16 protein-coding genes are annotated in these 18,658 nt (G+C 71.6%); 13 read left to right on the top strand and 3 right to left on the bottom strand.

Annotated features, from left to right (window positions below):
- Positions 1-378: 378 nt before the first annotated feature.
- Positions 379-975, top strand: coding sequence for a GNAT family N-acetyltransferase (locus tag ACZOOI_RS34600; protein ID WP_465283515.1), 597 nt, complete (start codon positions 379-381; stop codon positions 973-975).
- Between the two features lie 48 nt (positions 976-1,023).
- Here the strand turns inward: ACZOOI_RS34600 and ACZOOI_RS34595 are convergent, their stop codons facing one another.
- Entirely contained in the window at positions 1,024-1,683 is a 660-nt protein-coding gene (locus ACZOOI_RS34595; protein ID WP_465283514.1) for a hypothetical protein, read from the bottom strand.
- Between the two features lie 238 nt (positions 1,684-1,921).
- Between ACZOOI_RS34595 and ACZOOI_RS34590 the strand changes: the two genes are divergently transcribed.
- Complete coding sequence (locus ACZOOI_RS34590; protein WP_465283513.1) at positions 1,922-2,107, top strand: hypothetical protein; 186 nt, start codon at positions 1,922-1,924, stop codon at positions 2,105-2,107.
- On the top strand, positions 2,071-2,718 hold the full coding sequence (locus tag ACZOOI_RS34585; RefSeq protein WP_465283512.1) for an MFS transporter: 648 nt from the start codon (positions 2,071-2,073) through the stop codon (positions 2,716-2,718). The genes ACZOOI_RS34590 and ACZOOI_RS34585 overlap by 37 nt, the downstream gene beginning before the upstream one ends.
- Before the next feature lie 72 nt (positions 2,719-2,790).
- Here ACZOOI_RS34585 and ACZOOI_RS34580 read toward each other — a convergent pair whose 3' ends face one another.
- Together ACZOOI_RS34580 and ACZOOI_RS34575 are read right to left on the bottom strand one after the other, a co-directional pair.
- Complete coding sequence (locus ACZOOI_RS34580; RefSeq protein WP_465283511.1) at positions 2,791-3,810, bottom strand: NAD(P)/FAD-dependent oxidoreductase; 1,020 nt, start codon at positions 3,808-3,810, stop codon at positions 2,791-2,793.
- A gap of 305 nt (positions 3,811-4,115) precedes the next feature.
- Positions 4,116-4,604, bottom strand: coding sequence for a hypothetical protein (locus tag ACZOOI_RS34575; RefSeq protein WP_465283510.1), 489 nt, complete (start codon positions 4,602-4,604; stop codon positions 4,116-4,118).
- Positions 4,605-5,360: 756 nt separating this feature from the next.
- On the opposite strand from ACZOOI_RS34575, the gene ACZOOI_RS34570 reads away from it, so the two are divergent.
- The 10 genes from ACZOOI_RS34570 to ACZOOI_RS34525 all read left to right on the top strand — a co-directional run bounded on the left by ACZOOI_RS34570 (position 5,361) and on the right by ACZOOI_RS34525 (position 18,516).
- The gene (locus ACZOOI_RS34570) at positions 5,361-7,490 is read left to right on the top strand and encodes a carboxylesterase/lipase family protein (protein WP_465283509.1); all 2,130 of its coding nucleotides are present in this window, start codon (positions 5,361-5,363) and stop codon (positions 7,488-7,490) included.
- Between the two features lie 440 nt (positions 7,491-7,930).
- Complete coding sequence (locus ACZOOI_RS34565) at positions 7,931-9,532, top strand: carboxylesterase/lipase family protein (RefSeq protein ID WP_465283508.1); 1,602 nt, start codon at positions 7,931-7,933, stop codon at positions 9,530-9,532.
- A 75-nt stretch (positions 9,533-9,607) separates the two neighbouring features.
- Complete coding sequence (locus ACZOOI_RS34560) at positions 9,608-10,555, top strand: ABC transporter permease (RefSeq protein ID WP_465283507.1); 948 nt, start codon at positions 9,608-9,610, stop codon at positions 10,553-10,555.
- The gene (locus ACZOOI_RS34555; protein ID WP_465283506.1) at positions 10,552-12,471 is read left to right on the top strand and encodes a dipeptide/oligopeptide/nickel ABC transporter permease/ATP-binding protein; all 1,920 of its coding nucleotides are present in this window, start codon (positions 10,552-10,554) and stop codon (positions 12,469-12,471) included. The genes ACZOOI_RS34560 and ACZOOI_RS34555 overlap by 4 nt, the downstream gene beginning before the upstream one ends.
- Complete coding sequence (locus tag ACZOOI_RS34550; RefSeq protein WP_465283505.1) at positions 12,468-13,487, top strand: ABC transporter ATP-binding protein; 1,020 nt, start codon at positions 12,468-12,470, stop codon at positions 13,485-13,487. Before ACZOOI_RS34555 ends, ACZOOI_RS34550 begins: the two co-directional genes overlap by 4 nt.
- Before the next feature lie 119 nt (positions 13,488-13,606).
- On the top strand, positions 13,607-15,151 hold the full coding sequence (locus tag ACZOOI_RS34545; RefSeq protein ID WP_465283504.1) for an ABC transporter substrate-binding protein: 1,545 nt from the start codon (positions 13,607-13,609) through the stop codon (positions 15,149-15,151).
- Positions 15,152-15,476: 325 nt separating this feature from the next.
- Positions 15,477-15,824, top strand: coding sequence for a hypothetical protein (locus ACZOOI_RS34540; RefSeq protein WP_465283503.1), 348 nt, complete (start codon positions 15,477-15,479; stop codon positions 15,822-15,824).
- Between the two features lie 475 nt (positions 15,825-16,299).
- Positions 16,300-17,298 (top strand): squalene/phytoene synthase family protein, encoded by a 999-nt coding sequence (locus tag ACZOOI_RS34535; RefSeq protein ID WP_465283502.1) that lies wholly within the window; start codon positions 16,300-16,302, stop codon positions 17,296-17,298.
- A 119-nt stretch (positions 17,299-17,417) separates the two neighbouring features.
- The gene (locus ACZOOI_RS34530) at positions 17,418-17,855 is read left to right on the top strand and encodes a hypothetical protein (protein WP_465283501.1); all 438 of its coding nucleotides are present in this window, start codon (positions 17,418-17,420) and stop codon (positions 17,853-17,855) included.
- 403 nt (positions 17,856-18,258) lie between these two features.
- Positions 18,259-18,516 (top strand): hypothetical protein, encoded by a 258-nt coding sequence (locus tag ACZOOI_RS34525; RefSeq protein WP_465283500.1) that lies wholly within the window; start codon positions 18,259-18,261, stop codon positions 18,514-18,516.
- Positions 18,517-18,658: the final 142 nt, after the last annotated feature.

The following is an 18,658-nucleotide window of genomic DNA, read 5'->3' as shown; positions in this document are numbered from 1 at the left end:
CCCCGCATCCTGCTCCGCCCCGCCGACCCGGGCAACCCGTCCATGGGCCCGGTGCGGTGGGCTAGTCGTTGCCCCGACGGCGCCGATCCCGACGAGTACGCGGTCTTCGTCGATCTCGGCGGGGGCGGGTTGCGGGCGGGCCCGCGTGGGAGCGGCCTTCGACGCCGACGTTCGGTATCCGGCACGCGGCGCAGACGGCAACGGTCGGCCCGGGGGTGGCGAGAGCGGGGCGACGGGGCGAGCGGCCGGGTGGGGGTGGGGACTTGGCGGGACTTGTTTGGGGTCTGTTGGCCGGGGCCACTGTTCGGGGTGTGGGGGCTTCACGGAGAATCGTGGTGGAGCCCCGATGTGCGGGGTCGGCGGGAAGGGAGCAGGTCGTTGATCCGTTTCGCGCACCGCGCCAAGGGCGGGGCCGTGCTGGGCGCGGCGCCGGGCCATCACGGGCCGTTCGGCGCCGATGGCCCCAACGCCCATGCCGACGTTCGTCTCGTGCCGCGTCCCTACACCCATCCGGACACGCAGATCCTCCTGTACGCCCTGTATTCGGAGCAGGTCGGCCTGTACGGCTTCGCCGATCATCCCGACACCACCGAGCCTCGCGATCTGGAGCCCCCCGAGGGCCTGTTCGTACTCGCCTACAGCGGACACGCCCCGGTCGGCTGCGGCGGATGGCGCACGATGCCCGGTCGGGCGGCGGAGATCAAACGCCTGTACGTCAGCCCCGAGCAGCGCGGCCACGGCCACGGCCGCCGCCTGCTCGGCACACTGGAGCACACCGCCGCCCAGGCCGGCGCCCGGCGACTGGTGGTGGAGACCGGCAGCCGCAACATGCGGGCCCTGGCCCTGTTCGCGGGAGCCGGCTACACCCTGCGCGACCCCTACGTCGACGGCCGCGACCCGACGATCACCCGGGCGATGACCAAACCCCTCCTGCGCACGGCGGGCAGCGGTCCGCTCTCGGCCCCACCCCGCTGACCCACCTCGGCGAACGGCAAGGCGGCCCCGTGGTTGCACGGGGCGGGGTCAGTCGAAGAGGGACTCCTGCACGTCGAGTGCGGGCATGAATTCGGGTTCGACGGCGGGCACGGAGGACCCGGCGACCCGGATGAGGTCCTCCAGGGTGGACCAGCGGCCCGCGGCGATGCCTTGGGCGACGGTGGCGTGGAACAGGTGGGTCAGCGCGTACGCGTCCCAGGTGACCGCGCGTTCGTGCGGAGGGCGCAGGCCGATGTGCCGGAGCCTGGCGTCGAAGGACTGTGCTGCGCCGGTCGGGCCGACGACTGCGGCCAGGGTCATCACGTCCAGGACGACGCACGAGGCGAGCAGCGGGCAATAGGCGCGCTGTTCGCGAACGAGCGTCTTCTCGGCGAACGGCGGCAGCCCGATCACCGCGTGCGGGAGGTCGCGGACCACGTGGCGTTCGATGTCCGCGAGCGCCGCGGCGAGGGAACCGGGTGCGACGGGCGGTACCGGGACGGTGATCGGCGCGGGTGGCGGGCTTCCGGGTGCGGGAGGTTCGATCGGGGCATACGCGCGCCAGGCGACGTGATCGCCCGGACCGTGATGGGTGAGTGCGGCGACCTCGACCGGGACCGGGCGCTGCAACCCCCGTGTCTCCAGCCGAAAGCGCAACCCCACGAAGCGCACATCCGACAGCGGCGTCGTACTCGTTTGTCCGGCCACGTTCGGAGTCTATGGCGGAGCGCCCACGCCGCCGCGTCGCCGCGACTCGCCACCCCGACCGGCCGCACCCCGCGCACCCGTTGCCGTACGGCAGCCCGACTTGCCGGCCGAATCCGAATCCGAATCCGATGCCGGATCCGCGTCCGACTCCGGATCCGCGTGCGGATCCGCCTCCGACTCCGGGTCCGCGTCCGAATCCTGGTCGGTGCGGGAGCGGTTGTGGGATCCGATGCTCGGCATGATCGAGGTTGACATGGCCGACCCCGGGCGGCGCGGCTGCCTGGCGTTGAACGCCGCCACCGAACCCGGCAGGCGCAACGAGGCCGTCGCGGCGCTGGTGCACGGCCGGTTCGTGGATCTCTGCACGATGTCGCCGGCGACGGCGACGTGGACGTGTCGATCTCGGCCGCCGGACTGCTGGTGACGGCGTACGTGAGCGGGATGGTCGTCGGCGGCCCGGTGCTGACCGGCCGCGCCTCCCGCATCGCGCGCAAGCCGCTGATCACCGTCATGCTCGCGATCGTCGTCGCCGGCAACTTCGCCTCCGCCCTCGCGCCGAACCACCCGGTGCTGTTCGCGGCGCGGATCGTCACCTCACTGGTCACCGCCACCTTCTTCGCCAACGCGATCGTCATCGCGGCCTCGTCCGCACCGCCCGGCAAGCAGGCATCCACCGTCTCCGCGCGCGTGTTCGGGATGAACCCGTCGATGATCCTCGGCGCGCCGATCGGAACCCTGATCGGCAACGGCTTCGGCCGGCGCTCCACCTTCGTCGCCATCGCCCCGTGCTGCGCCCTGGGGTGGGTGCTGGTCCGGCGTCCGGTACCGGACGTCCGTGAGGCCACGCCCGCGACCTCCGCCGTGGCCGAACTTCCGCGTACCAACTCGCCGCCCTGGGCGCCCGGCTCGGCGGCCGGGTCGTCAACGACGGTCCCGGGTCGCGCTCGATCCACCTGTTCGCCGCTGCCGCCACCGTCGTCGGCATCCTGCTCGGCGGCTAGGCGTGGCGTCGTGACCGGGCGGCCGTCGCGGTGACCTCGGCGAGTTGATCCGCCCGCCGCCGACCACCGGAAGCGACCACCCGCCGCGCCGGCGCCGGCACCCGGTTCACAGACCGTGCCGGCGGTCGCCCAGCACGCTTGCACACACACGCGCCTCGTGCTCGGCCGAGAACGGGTCCCGGCGGGCGGCGACCGCGCGTCGGGTCTCCTCGGCGACCAGGTCGGCGTTGATCCGAATCGCCGCGGCGGCACCCGCTGCCGCCGCCGTGCCGACCTGGGCGGAGGGATCGGCGACGTTGCCCGCGACCCATACGCCGGCCACGTCGGTGGCGCCGCCCGGATCGCACGGGACGTGCTCGCCGGCCCCCGACGGATGCTCCACCGGCCACAATCCGAGCCCGGCCAGGAATCCGGCGCGGGCCATCATGCGCGGTGCGACCACTAGCGCCGCCCGCTCGACCACGGTGCCGTCGGCCAACCGGACGCCCACGAGGCGGTCCCCGGCGACTTCCACGGAGGCCACCGTGCCCGCGACCACGCGGATGCCGCGGGCGGCCAGTTGCTCCGCCTCCTCGTCGGTCGGCGGCACGGTGTGCGTGAAGAACGTGACATCCGCGCTCCACTGGCGCAGCAGCAGCGCCTGGTGCACCGACAGCGGCCCGCAGCCCAGCACCCCGACGGCGCGGTCGCGGATCTCCCAACCGTGGCAGTACGGGCAGTGCAGCACGTCCCGGCCCCACCGCTCGCGCAGCCCCGGTACGTTCGGCAACTCGTCGACCAGCCCGGTGGTCACCAGCAACCGACGGGCGCGGACGGTACGGCCGTCGGCCGACGTCACCGCGAACCCGCCCCCCGTACGGCCGACCGTCTCGACCTCGCCGTCGGCCACATGCCCGCCGTAGCCGCGGACCTCCGCCCGGGCACGTGCCAGGTACTCCGTCGGCGTGATCCCGTCCAGGGCCGGCAGCCCGTGTACGCCCTCGGCCGGGGCGTTGCGCGGGGCGCCCGCGTCGATCACCAGCACCGAGCGCCGAGCGCGCGTCAACGTCAGCGCCCCGCTCAGTCCCGCGGCTCCACCGCCGACGATCACCACGTCGTAGCCGTCATTCATCGGCTGATCGGTCATCGTGACCACCTCCACGACGACCATGCGACCGGGGTTGAGGTTTCGGCAAGCTTCTTTGCCGGTTCGGCAAACGCGACGGCGGGTCGGAGCGCCGCGGCGCGCGGCGCACCCCGGTTGGGACCGCCACGGCGCGCGGCGCACGCGCGCATGTCGGACGCGGGCATCGGGTGCACGCGTCGCGCATACGCGTCGGGCGCGGGCGCCGGGCGGCAGGAACGCACCGCGGCTGCGCATCTCGCGCGCGAACCCGGGAACGACGTACGGCCGTGCCCGAACGCGGGGCGGCCGGCGGCGAATGCCCGGCCTCAGCCGGGAAGATCCCAGACGGTCGCTTCCAGACGCAGCGGAGCGCCGGCGGCGGCCGGTCCGGTCACCTTGATGTACCCGGTGCGTCCCTCGTTGGTGATCATGCAGTAGCGGGCGCCCTGGGCGAGTTTGCCGCCCACATAGGTGCCGCGCTTGCCGACCGCGTCGGCACACACCTCCGCCGTCGGCTCGGGGCTGCCCTGGGGGAGCGCGGCCAGGGTGTTGGTGGAGCCCACCGTCATGAGCTCGGGGTCGCCCAGCGTGTACGCGAAGAACAGGTCTACCGCCTTGTTCGACTGGGAGACCAGCGGCGGGCTGGTGTCGAACTCGACGTACTGCTTGTTCGGGTCGACGGTGACCGGACCCGGCCCGAACAGGACCCGGGCCGGCTGACCGCCGGGTGCCGGTGCGTTCGAGGTCGACTGCCCGCCGCCGCCCGTGGTGGTCGGCGGTTTCTGCGAGACCTGCGGAGCCTGCGGGCTCTGCACGCCGGGCACGGGAGCCGAATTCGCCGACGGCGTCTTCGAATCCGAATCCGAATCGGACCGACTGACGGTAATGGTGACGATGATGCCGATCAGCGGAATGGCGATGCCCACCACCCACCACGCCCACTTGGGTTGGCCGTGATGCGGAGGAGGAGGGGGGCTCTGCGAGCCTGGATATCCCGGATGGTTGGACAAGTCGCCTCCGTGGTACGCGTGGCCGATCAGCCGCGGCACTCTATCCAAGGAACCTCCCCGGCCGCACCCCTGCGAGCACGCCGCGCCCGCCGGCCCCACTCCGGCCGGCAACTGCCGGTCCGGAGCCCGCGAACGCCGTGCCGCCCAGCGCGGACGTTCGTCGCGCGACTCGCCGGAGACTCGCTCCACAACGGGCATTCGTCGGTCAAGGGCAACGACTTCGCGGTGTACGCGACCACCGTACGGTCGGCGCACAGGCCGTCGTCGGCGACGTGACGTAGGGCCCTACCGATCGGTCGCGTTCAGTCGGTCGGTCGGTCCGGAGGCGATCGGTAGCGAGGGCGTCCGGGGTGGCGCCGGTCAACGGAATCAGGCCGCACCTCGTCTCGGCGCGACGCCCGACAACTGGACGGGTGACGACGCGGGGTGTGGAGGGCGCCGACGGGTGCGGTTTTCGGCGAGGCAAGGGAACTCTAGGCTGACACGTATAAGCAAGAGTTGAGATCAAGCCGTTATGCAGGAAAATTCACCAGGGTCAAAATAACGCGATCACTCTTGTGGATGGCTGTTTGCGTTCGTACGATCGGCAACGACCCGGAGCGTACGGATCCAAACATCCTCCGGGTGGGGCGTCCTCGCACGCACATCGTTGTGCTTGTGATCGCGTCCATGCGATGCACATCCCGAACGACGAACGCTCGTTCCTCCGCCAAGATCCCGCCACCGCGCCCGACGCAGCGCGCGGTTCCGGGGTCGGCGGCGCGACATCGGCGCGGCGCGACACGGCGCAGCGCAGGTCCCGCGGCCGAACGCCGCGACCGCTTTTCCCATGCCATGCCGCCGAGTGCGCCCGGAGCCGCTCGGGGCCGGCCCCGCGTGTTCCTCGACAACCCGCGTCGCCTCGCGAACGCGGTTGTTCCGCCCATCACCGATCCCGAGGACAGGTTCGATGGATTCGATGGATTCGATGCGCAAGCGTGTGCCCCGCCCCTCGATCACGGGAGCCATTCCGACGACGACGGCCGCCGCGGCCACACCGCCGTTGCCTGCGGCCGTACGGCGCGGCATACGCTCTGCGACGCGCCTCGCCATGCACCCCGCCATGCGCCCTGCCGTGCGACCTGCGGTGGGGCTGTGTCGGCGACTCGGGGAGCAGCCGTGAACGGGCCGCGTCCACGACCCCGCCCGCATGCGTACGTCTCGACCGCCAGTGGCGAGATCCGTACCGCCGCGCAGGGAAACATCTTTGCCTTCAAGGGAGTTCCGTATGCCGCGCCGCCAACCGGCCCGAATCGCTTCCGGGCACCGCGGCCTGTGCAGCCGTGGACCGGTGTCCGGGATGCGTCCAGGTACGGTCCGGCCGCACCGCAGAATCGGGACGTCGTCCTGGAGCGCATGTTCGGCCACCCGCCGTTCGCTCACGACGAGGCCGCCTGTCCGACCCTGAACGTGTGGACGTCCGGTGTGGACGATGCCCGACGTCCGGTGCTGGTCTGGTTGCACGGCGGGGGCTTCGTCACCGGGAGCGGAAGCGACCCGGTCTTCGACGGAGCCCGGTTGGCGGAACGGCACGACCTGGTCGTCGTCACCGTCAACTACCGGCTGGGCGCCCTGGGTTTCCTCCATTTCGGCGAACTGCTGGGCGAGGACTACGCGGACTCCGGCAACCTGGGTCTGCTGGACCAGCGTGCGGCACTCGCCTGGGTGCGGGACAACGTCGCCGCCTTCGGTGGCGACCCCGACAACGTCACGGTCGCGGGCCAATCGGCCGGAGCCTGGAGCATCGTGGCGCACGTGGCGACGCCCGCCTCCGGCACCCTGTTCCACCGGGCCATCGTCCAGAGCGGCAGCGGTGAGGGCGTCGCCGGTGTCGAGGCCGCGGCCGAGGTCGCCCGCGACCTGCTCGCCGAACTGGGGATCACTCCCGACGTCGCCTCGAAGGTACTGACCGTGCCGACCGCGGAACTGCTGCGGGCGCAGGCGGCGGTGCTGCGGGCCGCCCGGGCGAAGGGTGCCGGTACGGCCCTGCCCTTCGCGCCGATCGTGGACGGCCGCACGCTGGCCGAGCCGCCGATCGACGCGATCCGCAGGGGAGTCGGCGGCCACATCCCGCTGCTCCTCGGCGCCAACGGTGACGAGGGTCGGATGTTCACGGTGTTGGATCCCGGTGCGACGGAGGCGGCGGAGGCCGCCGTCGGGCCGATGTTCGCCGCCGCCTACCGCGAACCCGACGTCGCGCTGGCCGTCTTCGGCGCGGTCGAGTGGGACACCTCGCCGACCGGCCTGATGGCAGCGCTGATCGGGGAGCAGGTGTTCGGCGGGCCCACGCGCCGACTCGCCGAGGCCCGAGCCGCTTCGGGCGGTGACGTGTGGCGCTACCTGTTCCGTTGGCCTTCGACGGCGCTCGACGGGCGGCTCGGGGCCTGCCACTCGCTCGAACTTCCCTTCGTCTTCGACAACTTGGCGGTCGAGGGGGTCGAACGATTCACCGGTGCCCGACCGCCGCAGGAGCTGGCCGACGCGCTCGGTCGGGCCTGGGCCGCGTTCGCGCGCGACGGCGACCCCGGCGACTGGCCGAAGTACGAGTCGGGGCACCGCCACGTGATGGTCTTCGACCGTACGCCGCATGTCCGCAGCGACCCGGACCGGGCGTTTCGACTCCTCGACACGGGCCCGCCGGCGGGCCGCTGAACGCGACCGGCGATCCCCGTACCCTCGGGGCCGGGCGATCGGCGGCGCCGTGGGGGTGGTTCGCCGCCGGCCGCGCGGGACGGGCGGATGGGGGAAACCTGCTCCGTCGCTGCCGGTCGCGTCGCCGGCTCAGCGCATCGCCGCTGATCGCATCACCACGGGGGCCGAGCCGCCGAGCCTGAGCTGCCGGGCCCGAGCCGCCGAGCCTGAGCTGCCGGGACCCGAGCTGCCGGAACCCGAGCCCGAGCCACCCGGCCCGAACCACCCGCCCGAGCCACCCCGTCCGAGCCACTCGGCCCGAGCCACCCCGCCCGAGCCACTCGGTCCGAGCCACCCCGCCCGAGCCCCTCGGCCCGAGCCGCCGGGACCCGAGGGCCGTCGGCGCTTCGGACCCAACGCCGCGGCTGCGCCCCGGACTTCACCACCCCAGGAGGAAACCGATGAACCACGTCGTGGACACAACCGCCGGCACCGTCGAAGGGGTGCGACTCGGTGCGACGACCGTCTTCCGCGGCATCCCGTTCGCAGCCCCGCCCGAAGGCGCCCTGCGGTTCCGCGCCCCCGCGCCGCCCGTGCCGTGGGACGGTGTGCGCTCGGCCGACACCTTCGGTGCCGCGCCGCCGCAGGTTCCGCTGGTGCCGGGGATGCCCCGGGCCTGGCGGCCCGAGGACGGTATGGACTGCCTGAGCGTCAACGTGTGGACGCCCGGTGGCGGCGGCGACCGGCTGCCGGTCATGGTGTGGATCTACGGCGGTGCCTGGAAGTCGGGGCATTCGGGGGATCCGACCCATGATGGGGCGGTGCTCGCCGCCGGTGGCGTGGTGCTGGTCACGTTCAACTACCGGGTGGGTTTCGAGGGTTTCGGGTTCGTGCCCGGGGCGCCCGCCAACCGGGGCTTCCTGGACCAGATCGCGGCCCTTGCCTGGGTGTGGGAGAACATCGCCGGCTTCGGCGGGGACCCGGACAACGTGACCATCTTCGGCGAGTCCGGCGGTGGCGCCTCGGTGGCCGCGCTGTTGACCGCACCCGCCGCTCGGGGACTGTTCCGACGCGCCATCGTGCAGAGTCTCGCGGGTCGGTTCCTGCCCGAAGAGGAGGCGCGGCGGATCTCCGCGACCATCGCCGACGCGGCCGGCGTCGCCCCCGGCGACGTGGCCACGCTGCGGCCGGAGGCACTCTTGGCCGTCCAGGACGTCCCGCTCGCGGCGATGGAGGCCGAACCGGGGGCCTGGACCACGCCGGAGGCCATCACCGCGTTCTCGCCGGTCGTCGACGGAATCACCGTCATCGACAAGCCGTGGCTGGCGCTGCGTTCGGGGGCGGCGCGGGACATCGACCTGATCTCCGGATACACCCGCGACGAGTTCAGCCTGTGGTCCCTCCAACGCGGGCTGCTCAAACCGAGCCTGTCCGCGATGGCCAAGACCGTGGCCACGTCGCTGCCCATGGTGATCGCGATGGCCCGCAACCGGCCGCGCCGGGACGCACAGGACACGTCGGCCGGGCGAGGTCGGCGCACGGGACGGCGCGGCGGGGTGGACCTGGCGGAGGTCGCCAAGGAACTGGGCCTGGATGATTCCGCGCTCGCGGACTACCGGGCGAGCCATCCGGGCCGCTCGGTCGGCGAGTTGTACACCGCGATCTACTCGGACTCGCTGTTCCGAATGCCCTCGACGTGGCTGGCCGAGGCGCATGCGGCCGCCGGTGGGCGGGCGTTCGTGTACGAGTTCGCGTGGCGCAGTCCGGTGCTGGGCGGTGTGTTGGGTGCCGTGCACACGATCGACATCCCGGTGACGTTCGGGCACGCGCGGGGCGGTTCCGGCGAGTTTCTGTTCGGCGGCAGGCCGCCGTCGGCGGACTTCCATCGGCTCTCCGAGCAACTGCGGGCCGCCTGGATCTCCTTCGCCGGGACCGGCGACCCGGGCTGGCCGCGGTTCGCGGCCGACGACCCGCAGGTCCGCATCTGGGACGTCGAACCGACCGTGGTCCGCGACCCGTTGGCCGCGTCCCGGCGCATCTGGCAACCACTGTCCACCCGGTGACGCGAGCACCACCCCCGTTGCACCCGCCCGCCCCCGTTGCACCCACCCCGTCGCACCAGCACCCACGAGGTGAACATGGCAATTCTCCGACTGATATCCCGACGGCTGCTTTCCTCCATCCCCCTGCTGTTCGTCGTCTCCGCACTCACCTTCGTGCTCGTCTCCCTGGTCCCGGGCGATCCGGCCCGCACCATCGTGGGTCAGCACGCGACCGAGGAGCAGTACCACGCGGTCCGCGACCAGCTCGGCCTGAACGACTCGTTGCCGGAGCAGTATTGGGACTGGCTCAGGGGCGTCGCGCACGGCGACCTGGGATCCTCGCTGTTCAGCGGCGAGTCGGTCACCGCGATGCTGGACAGCCGTATTCCCGTCTCGTTGTCGCTGATCCTGACCGGTACGGCCGTATCCGGCGTCGGCGGCGTGACTCTCGGCATCCTCAGCGCGCGCCGCGGTGGGCCGCTGGTCAAGGCGGTGGACGTGCTCTCGCTGCTCGGTCTCGCCGTGCCGGCGTTCTGGCTGGCCCTCGTCCTGATCGCCGTCCTGGCGGTCGAGTTCGGGTGGTTCCCGGTCACCGGGTACGTTCCCCTGGCCGACGACCCCGTGGAGTGGGGCCGTTCGCTGGCCCTGCCCGTGCTCTCGCTCTCGCTCGGCGCGGTGGCGGTCATTTCCAAGCAGACCCGCGACTCGATCCTGGACGTCTCCACCAAGGATTTCATCCGCGTCATGGAGGCCAACGGGTTCTCCCGGCGGTCGATCCTGTACCGGCACATCCTGCGCAACGCCGCCATGCCGGTGGTGACCGTGCTGGGCGTGGTACTGGTCAATCTGCTCGCCGGCACGGTGTTCGTGGAAACGGTGTTCGCGATGCCCGGCCTGGGCGGTCTGATCCAACAGGCGACGATCCAGCACGACATCCCCGTCATCCAGGGCACCGTCCTGTACATCACGCTGTTCGTGGTCCTGGTCAACCTCTTGGTCGACCTGGCGTACGGCCGGCTCGACCCGAGGATGCGTGCCGCATGAACACGCCCACTTCCACCACCGGAGTCGAGCGCGTCGGCATCGTGCGCCGCGTGCTTCGCCGTCCCGTCGCGGTGTTCGCGCTCACCTGGCTGGTGCTCCTCACCGCGGCGACCGCCGGCGCGCCGCTGCTCGCCGACGGCCCGCTGACCCAGGACCTTGGCGACGTCCTGGCCGGGCCGTCGGCCGAACACCCGCTCGGAACCGACGTGTTGGGCCGCGATCTGCTCGGCCGTCTGCTGTACGGCGGCCGGTCCACCCTGCTCGCCGTCGTCGAGGCTCTGCTGGTGTACCTGCTCATCGGGGTCACGCTCGGCCTGGCCTCGGGTTATCTCGGCGGGTGGGTCGACTGGTCGACCACCCGTGCCGCCGACCTGATGTTCGCGCTGCCGGGCATCGTCATCGTCCTCGTCGTGCTGTCCGTCTTCCCCGGCAACCTGCACGCCGCGATGGTCACCTTCGGACTGCTGGGCAGCCCGGGCCTGATCCGCATCCTGCGCTCGCAAACGCTGGGCATCCGGGAGGAGTTGTACGTCGATGCGGCCAGGGTCGCGGGCCTGTCCCAGGCCCGCATCCTGAGTCGGCACATCCTGCCCCGGATGGCGAGCATCGTCATCGTCCAGGCCGCGCTGTTCGCCGCGATCGTGGTCACCATCCAGGCCGGACTCGGCTTCCTCGGCCTCGGCGCGCAACCACCGGATCCCTCCTGGGGCGGCCTGGTCGCGGACGCTTCCCAGGCCATCGATCGCGACCCGTGGATGCTGGTCCCGGCCGGAGTCCCGATGGTGATCACGGTGATCGCACTCGCGCTGCTCGGCGACGCGGTGCGCGATGCGGCGGTGGAGAACTGGGCGGTCCCCAAAGGCTCCGGCCCTGCCGGTCGGCGCACCACGACCGAACCGCCGGAGGTCGCAGCGGAGTCGAGCGCAGCCGAATCCGCGAACCCCGCCGCACTGCTCTCGGTGCGCAACCTGTCGATCGAGATCGGCGGACTCCCGGTTGTGCACGACCTCAGCCTCGACGTGCTGCCCGGGGAGACGGTGGGTCTGGTCGGCGAATCCGGCTGCGGCAAGTCCGTGACGTCGCTGGGCATCCTGGGCATGGTTCCGGGCGGCGGTCGGGTCCGGTCCGGCAGCGTGGTCTTCGACGGCGTCGAACTCGTCGGGCGGCCCGCCGAGTTGGCAAGCGTACGCGGTACGGGTATCGCCTATGTATCGCAGGAGCCGATGGTCGCCCTGGACCCCACCTTCTCGGTGGGCCGGCAACTCGGCGAGGCGGTACGCCGTCATCGCCGCTGCGACCGGCCCACCGCCCGGCGCCGGGTGCGCGAACTGCTCGAACTGGTCAACCTGCCCGCCCCCGAGGCGGTGGCCCGACGCTATCCGCACCAGCTCTCCGGCGGCATGGCGCAACGCGTGGCCATCGCGCTGGCCCTGGCCGGCGAGCCCCGGCTGCTGATCGCGGACGAGCCGACCACCGCCCTGGACGTCACCGTCCAGGCCGAGATCCTCGACCTGCTCCGCGCCCTCCAGGACCGGACCGGCATGGCCGTGCTGATCGTCACCCACGACTGGGGTGTCGTTGCCGACCTGTGCCGGCGCGCGGTGGTGATGTATGCCGGGCAGGTCGTCGAACAGGCCCTGGTGGAGCCGATGTTCGATCTCCCGCTGCATCCGTACACCTCCGGTCTGATGGCGGCCAACCCGCACCACGCCGGTGCCGGCGGCACGCTCTTCACCATCCCGGGCACGGTGCCCGCCCCCGGGGACCGGCCGCACGGGTGCCGATTCGCCCCGCGCTGCCCCCGCGTGACCGACGCGTGCACGCATGCCCCGGTCGCGCTCGCCGAACCGGAACCCGCCCGGTGGACACGCTGCGTCCATGCCGGACACCTGCTCGCGGAGGGAACCCGCCGATGACCGACCTCCTGCACATCACGGATCTGGCAGTCGAGTTCCGCCAGGGTCGGGGCATCGCGCCACTGCGTGCGGTGGACGGTGTCTCGCTGGGCATCGGGGCGGGCGAAACGGTGGGCCTGGTCGGGGAGTCCGGCTCGGGGAAGTCCACCATCGGCCGGGCCGTGCTCGGCTTGAACCCGGTGCACTCGGGCCGCATCCGGTTCGAGGGCGTGGACATCACGCACGCCACGCGCAACACCCGCCGCGGGCTCGCGGACCGCCTCCAGGTCGTCTTCCAGGACCCGTACTCGTCGCTGAACCCCGCCCGCACGATCGGGCAGACCCTGGCCGAACCGCTCCTGGTCCACGGACGATCGAAGCGGGTACCGATCGAGGAACGGGTCGCGGAGATGCTGGAGCGGGTCGGCATGCCCGCCGACACCGCGCGCCGCTACCCGGGTCAGTTCTCCGGCGGACAGCGGCAACGCATCGCGATCGCCCGGGCGTTGATGATCTCTCCTCGGCTGGTGATCTGCGACGAACCGGTCAGCGCGCTCGATCTGTCCATCCAGGCCCAGGTGATGAACCTGCTCGCCGACCTGCAACGCGAGTTCGGGCTCGGCTACCTCTTCATCGCACACGACCTGCCGGTGGTGCGGCATCTGTCGCACCGCATCGTCGTGTTGTACCGGGGCCGGGTGATGGAATCCGGCGACGCCGAGGAGATCTACTCGGACCCGGCGCACCCCTACACCCGGGCGCTGCTGGCCGCCGTGCCCGAACCCGACCCCCGAGCCCAACGGGCCCGTCGGCAGGGCCGAACGGACGCGGTCGCGGTGCGGCCACCGGGGCTCACCGGGTGCGTCTTCGCCCACCGTTGCACGTACGCCGTGGAGATCTGCCACGTGGAGCGTCCGGTGCCGCTCACGCTCGCGGTCACCGCTGCGGGCCGGCTTCGGGCCGACCGTTCGGTGGCCTGTCACCGTGCCGCCGAACTGAACCCACATCCGCACCGGCAGCCGCAACCGCATCGGTAGCCGTAGCCGTAGCCGCATTCGCATTCGCATTCGCGGCGGATCGGCTCGGACCCGACCACTCCCGACGCGTCGTCGTCGGGCATCGAGTAAGCGAGGGAATCGTTGTGCGAAGAACACGAATGGCCCGTGCAGTGGCGGCTGTTGCCACCGTCGTATTGCTCGCCGCAGGTTGTGGTGGCGGCTCGTCCGGCGACAAGAGTGGTGGGAAGGGCGGCAAGGGGGACACCCTCACCGTGGTCTCGCTCAGCCCGCCGGCGAGTCTGGATCCGGCCAAGGCGAACGTCGGTTCGGACAACTGGTTCGTGAACCTGTCCTACGACACGCTCCTGCGCCTGGACGAGAAGGGCACGACCCAACCCGGCCTGGCCACCGAATGGGGCTACGTCGGCACCGGCAACACCGACTTCGAGTTCAAACTCCGCGAAGGCGTCACCTTCTCGGACGGATCACCGCTGACCGCCGACAGCGTCGCCGCATCGCTGAACTACGCGCGAAAGAACGGCCTCAACGTCTCCTGGCTGTCCTCCATCGAGTCGGTCACCGCCACCGGGCCGCTGACCGTGCGGATCCACTGCACGACGCCCAACCCGGTGCTGCCGCGCCTGCTCGACAACGTCTCGTTGGTGGGCTCGGTGATCAGCCCGGCGGGTCTGGCCGACCCGGCGAAAATGGGCACCAGGTCCTTCGGCGCCGGGCCGTACGTCCTCGACCCCGGGCAGACCGTGTCCGGCGACCACTACACCTACACGCCGAACGCACGGTACTGGGACAAGACGAAGATCCACTGGAAGAAGGTGGTCGTCAAGGTCATCCCCAACCCGAACTCCGCGCTACAGACCGTCAAAACCGGTCAGGCCGACGCCCTCACCATCACCGCCGGGCAGGTCGACGCCGCGAGATCCGGCGGCCTGACGGTCGCCCACACGCCGATCGTGACGCTCGGAGTCAACCTGGTCGACCGCGCCGGCACGCTGGCCCCGCCACTCAAGGACGTCCGGGTCCGCCAAGCCCTCAACTACGCCGTCGACCGGGCCGCGATCACCAAGGCCGTGGTGCAGCAGTACGGACAACCCACCACGCAGATCGGCCTGCCCGGGGCCGAGGGCTTCACCGCCGAGACCGATCAGCGCTACCCGTACGACCCGGCCAGGGCCAAGCAGTTGCTGACCGAAGCCGGCTACCCGAACGGATTCGCGCTCGACATGGAGACACAGGGTCTGCTCGGCATCGACCTGGTCACCCAGGCTGTGGTCGAGCAATGGAAACGGATCGGCGTGACCGCCAAGGTCACCACCGACACCAGCGTCGGCCAGTGGCTTGCCAACGCCACGTCGAGGAAGTTCGCCGCGGTCGGATTCGGCTACGGAGCCGCGCCCACCTACCTGATGGCGCTGGACTGGCTGCTCCCGCACCCGACCGCGTTCAACCCCTTCGCGTCCCAGGACCCGGAACTCACCCGCAGACTCACGGACGCCGCGAGCGCACCGCTCGACCAGCAGGACGCCAGGTACCAGGAGGTCGTCCGCTACGTGGTCGACCAAAGCTGGTTCGTCTCGGTGATGCGCATGGATGGCATCTACGCCTTCAACGCCAAGAAGCTCACCGGTTTCACGACGGCTCCCAACTACCTTCCCGACATCGCCTGGGTGGTTGCGCCGAAGTAGTCGGGGGTCGGCGGGGGGTGGGGGCGGCGCAGGGTCGGCAGGACGGGGGCGGCACGGCGTCTGCGCCCGTGTCGGCGGCGGGGGCCACGCGGGGTGGGTTGCCCGGTGTGGTCCTCGCCCGGCCGGTGACCGACGATGTGCGTCGGCTTCGCGGTCACGGCGGGGCGCCGATTGCTCCGAACGCACGTGTGGGGTCGCCCACTCGGCCGGGTCGGAATCGATTCAGCCTCCCCGTGGGAGTGATGCGGCGTGCCACGCGACGGATCCGCCTGTCGGCCGCGAAAGGGTGGGGCCGAACGGTCCGTTGGGAAAGGAACTCCTCCCCATGCGTCTCCGCAACACCATGGTCGCCGCACTCGGCGCGCTCGTGCTCGTCGTGACCCTGCCGACCTCCGCCGGCGCCGCCACCGGCGAGTTCTCCTACAAGTACACCGGCCTCAACGGGCAGGCGCAGGAGGCCCGATTGAGCGACCCGCCCAGCCGGGAATGCATCACGCTGCCCGAAGTTGCCGACCCCGATTCGTCGAATCCGGCCCATTCGCCGAGGAACGACACCGACGCCACCGCCACCGTCTTCACCGACGTCGACTGCGAGGGCGACTACTACACCCTCCGCCCCAACGGCGGTTCCGCCTCCGAGCGCCTGAAGCTCCGGTCGGTGGTCTTCAGCTGATCCCGGGACCGGACCACGCACGCCCCCACGCCCCCGCCGGAATCGGGTGAGCCGGAACCTGGCTTTCCGGGGTCCTGCGGGAGGCTTGCAGGTCGCGCGGGTGGCGCATCGGGTCTTGCGCACGGGCGGTTGTACGGCGGATCGTTGCGGATGCGCCGACAACCCCCGTGGTCGGTGCCCGGGCCGCCCGGCGATCTCACCCCCAGTCGTCGGGCGGCTCCTCCGCGACGACTCGGGCGCTCGTGTTCCGGCGATCGGGTGACCGGGTGACCGGCTGAGCAGGTGACCAGGTGATCGAGTGTGCGGCCCGTTGTTGCGCCTCGGGACGGGCGCCTTTCGCCACCGCCACCGCCGCGTCGCGGACGTGGGTTTGCCCCGGTCCGTGCTGATACTCTCCGTGCGGCAAATCAGCCTGTGGTGACCAACCTTCGGGGGTTTCATGCGCTCGTGGCGGCGTTGTCTGGATGCGGCGGGCGTGCGTGACAGCGCACTGCGCGCCGACTACACGGCCGCCGAGCGGTTCATGCGACGCCGGGAGACGGCCGGATGGGCCGCGTTGCGGCTGCTGGCGCCGCCGCAGTTCGCGCCGCACGCGCTCGTCGGCGCCGCGATGGGGTACTTCACGGACGACGTCTGCGACCGCGGTGACGAGGCCGGACGTCGGCGGCGATTCGAGGCGTGGGCCACCCGGGTGCGGGCGGCACTGGACACCGACATCGCGACGCATCCGCTGTTGCGGGCGTACCTGCACGCCGCCCGGGTGCACGGCCTGCCACGCACGTGGGCCGACGCCTACCTGGAGGGCACCCGCGCCGAACTGGACTTTCCCGAGTTCGCGGACGAGGACGCCTACCAGCGCTACGTCGACGCGCTGACCTGGCCGGGCGCGATGCTCAGCACCGGGCTCACCCCGCATCTCGTTCCGGACGAGGAATTCGCGGCATCCGTACGCCTGTTCACCGACGGGTTCCAACGCACCGATCTGCTCTGCGACTTGGCGGACGACCTGGGTGCGGGACGGATGCGGCTGCCGCAATCGGACCTGGAACGGTACGGCGTCACGCGCGCCGATCTGGGATCGGGCCGGGACACGCCCGGCGTACGGGCCCTGCTGGCCGCGACCGCGACCAGCGCGCGTGCCGCGCTCGACGCCGGTGATCGCCTGGTCGGCGACGTGCCGCCGGAGTACCGGCCGCTGGTACGCAGCGTGCTCGCGCTCACCCACCACCGGCTGGACAACGTCTGCGCCATGGGCTCCGCCATCACCCGCCGCCCGGTCCGCGACAACCCGGCCGAGTGCCTGCGCCTGCTCGCCCGCGCCCGCCGCGCGGACCCGCCGCCGCCGCGAGGCCCGAGCCGCTCCGGCTCGCGTACTCCGCAGCGCGCCGTCGTCGAGCTGTACGGATCGCGGCCGTGGGCGCGCTCGCGGCCGGGAAAGGTGACCGCCGGCGGGCCGGATGCGCCGACGCGGTAGGGCGGGGGTGCACCTGCGCCGCGTGCCGCGCGCGCCGAACTTGGCGCGTCCGGCTGCATTGGGTGCGACACGCCGTGTGGTGTCACGATCGTGTCCGACCCATATCGCACAATGGCTCGATGATTCCGGATGACGAGTATCTGTTGAAACTGGGTCGAGTGACGTACAGCCTGGCCCTGCTGGAAAGTGTGGTCCTGGCCGAGCTGGACCAACTTCCCGGTCTGCCGCCGGCATTGGTGACGCGCAAGCTGGCGGGCAAGAGCATCGAGGCGATCGCGCGGGCGCTGACCGACTCCGCGAACACCGGCAAGGTCGCCGACGAGGCGACCCGGGCCTGGCTCCAGGTGGCAGGCGGCGAACTCGCTGCCGCAGGACGCATCCACCACGCGATCAAGCACGCCCGCGCCGCCGAGGAGGGCGAGCAGCCGCACCTGCACCGACGCAGCGGCGAAATCGGCGACGCCGTGGACATCACCACGGCCTGGCTGCAACGCGCCCAGTCCGACCTCGACGACGCCCTGCGCCAGGTTTCCGGAGGCCGAGCAAAGGCCGCCTGAGCACCGCACGAACCACCGCCACGTAACACCGCCACGCAACACCACCACGCGACACCGCCACGGAGCACGGCGGGCGCGGCAGCACGGAGCCGAAGCCGATCCGAGTCACCGAGTACGGTCCATCGGACTCCCGACTCCCCAGCCGCCGCCCGCCACCCGCGGCCCCCTCCGGCCCCCCGGACCGCCGACGCGACCACGCCCCGCGAGCGGCGAACCGGCCCGAGCGCTCGCCCCCAGGCGGTGACCGGCTTCACCAACGCGTTCCACGGCATGCCGCCGGGCGCGCTCGCGCGAGCCTGTTGTCTGGCCCGGCCGGTGGACGGGGCCTCTGGCCGCCGATGACCTGCGTAGCTACGCCGACGACGGCTTCGTCACCCTTGACGCTCTCCTGGACGCCGACGAAGTGGCCGATCTCATAGCCGAATTGGAGCGAATGCGCGCGGATCCCCGACTGCGGGCGAACGAACGCACGATCCTTGAACGAGGCTCGGACACGGTGCGCTCGATCTTCGAAACCCACCGGCTCAGCGACGTGATGGCCGAACTCGTCGCCCATCCCCGCCTGGTCGAAAACATCGCGACCGTGGCCGCGACTTCCCGCCGTGGCCGGCGCGGTCGCCGTCGCCAACGTTGCTGTTCCTACCAGCGATTCATCAGATAGTGGGAACTCTCGTTTGTCTGCTGGATTGGGCCGGATGGGTGTGAATACGCTCCGTGGCGTCGTCCGAAGGGGGGCGGTGCTCCGGCGGCGTCACGCGTCGGCGCGAATCATGCTCGGCGGTTCCCAGGGGAGTGGACATGAG

It is taken from the genome of Embleya sp. L77, from assembly GCF_055557415.1.
Note: the sequence above shows the minus strand (reverse complement) of the source record. Positions and strands in the feature narration are given on the sequence as shown.

Bases quoted from the DNA above. Each gene is read 5' to 3' on its own strand.
- ACZOOI_RS34590 (WP_465283513.1), top strand. From the start codon at position 1,922: ATGATCGAGGTTGACATGGCCGACCCCGGGCGGCGCGGCTGCCTGGCG.
- ACZOOI_RS34580 (WP_465283511.1), bottom strand. From the start codon at position 3,810: ATGACCGATCAGCCGATGAATGACGGCTACGACGTGGTGATCGTCGGC.
- ACZOOI_RS34570 (WP_465283509.1), top strand. From the start codon at position 5,361: ATGGCTGTTTGCGTTCGTACGATCGGCAACGACCCGGAGCGTACGGAT.
- ACZOOI_RS34565 (WP_465283508.1), top strand. From the start codon at position 7,931: ATGAACCACGTCGTGGACACAACCGCCGGCACCGTCGAAGGGGTGCGA.
- ACZOOI_RS34560 (WP_465283507.1), top strand. From the start codon at position 9,608: ATGGCAATTCTCCGACTGATATCCCGACGGCTGCTTTCCTCCATCCCC.
- ACZOOI_RS34555 (WP_465283506.1), top strand. From the start codon at position 10,552: ATGAACACGCCCACTTCCACCACCGGAGTCGAGCGCGTCGGCATCGTG.
- ACZOOI_RS34550 (WP_465283505.1), top strand. From the start codon at position 12,468: ATGACCGACCTCCTGCACATCACGGATCTGGCAGTCGAGTTCCGCCAG.
- ACZOOI_RS34545 (WP_465283504.1), top strand. From the start codon at position 13,607: ATGGCCCGTGCAGTGGCGGCTGTTGCCACCGTCGTATTGCTCGCCGCA.
- ACZOOI_RS34540 (WP_465283503.1), top strand. From the start codon at position 15,477: ATGCGTCTCCGCAACACCATGGTCGCCGCACTCGGCGCGCTCGTGCTC.
- ACZOOI_RS34530 (WP_465283501.1), top strand. From the start codon at position 17,418: ATGATTCCGGATGACGAGTATCTGTTGAAACTGGGTCGAGTGACGTAC.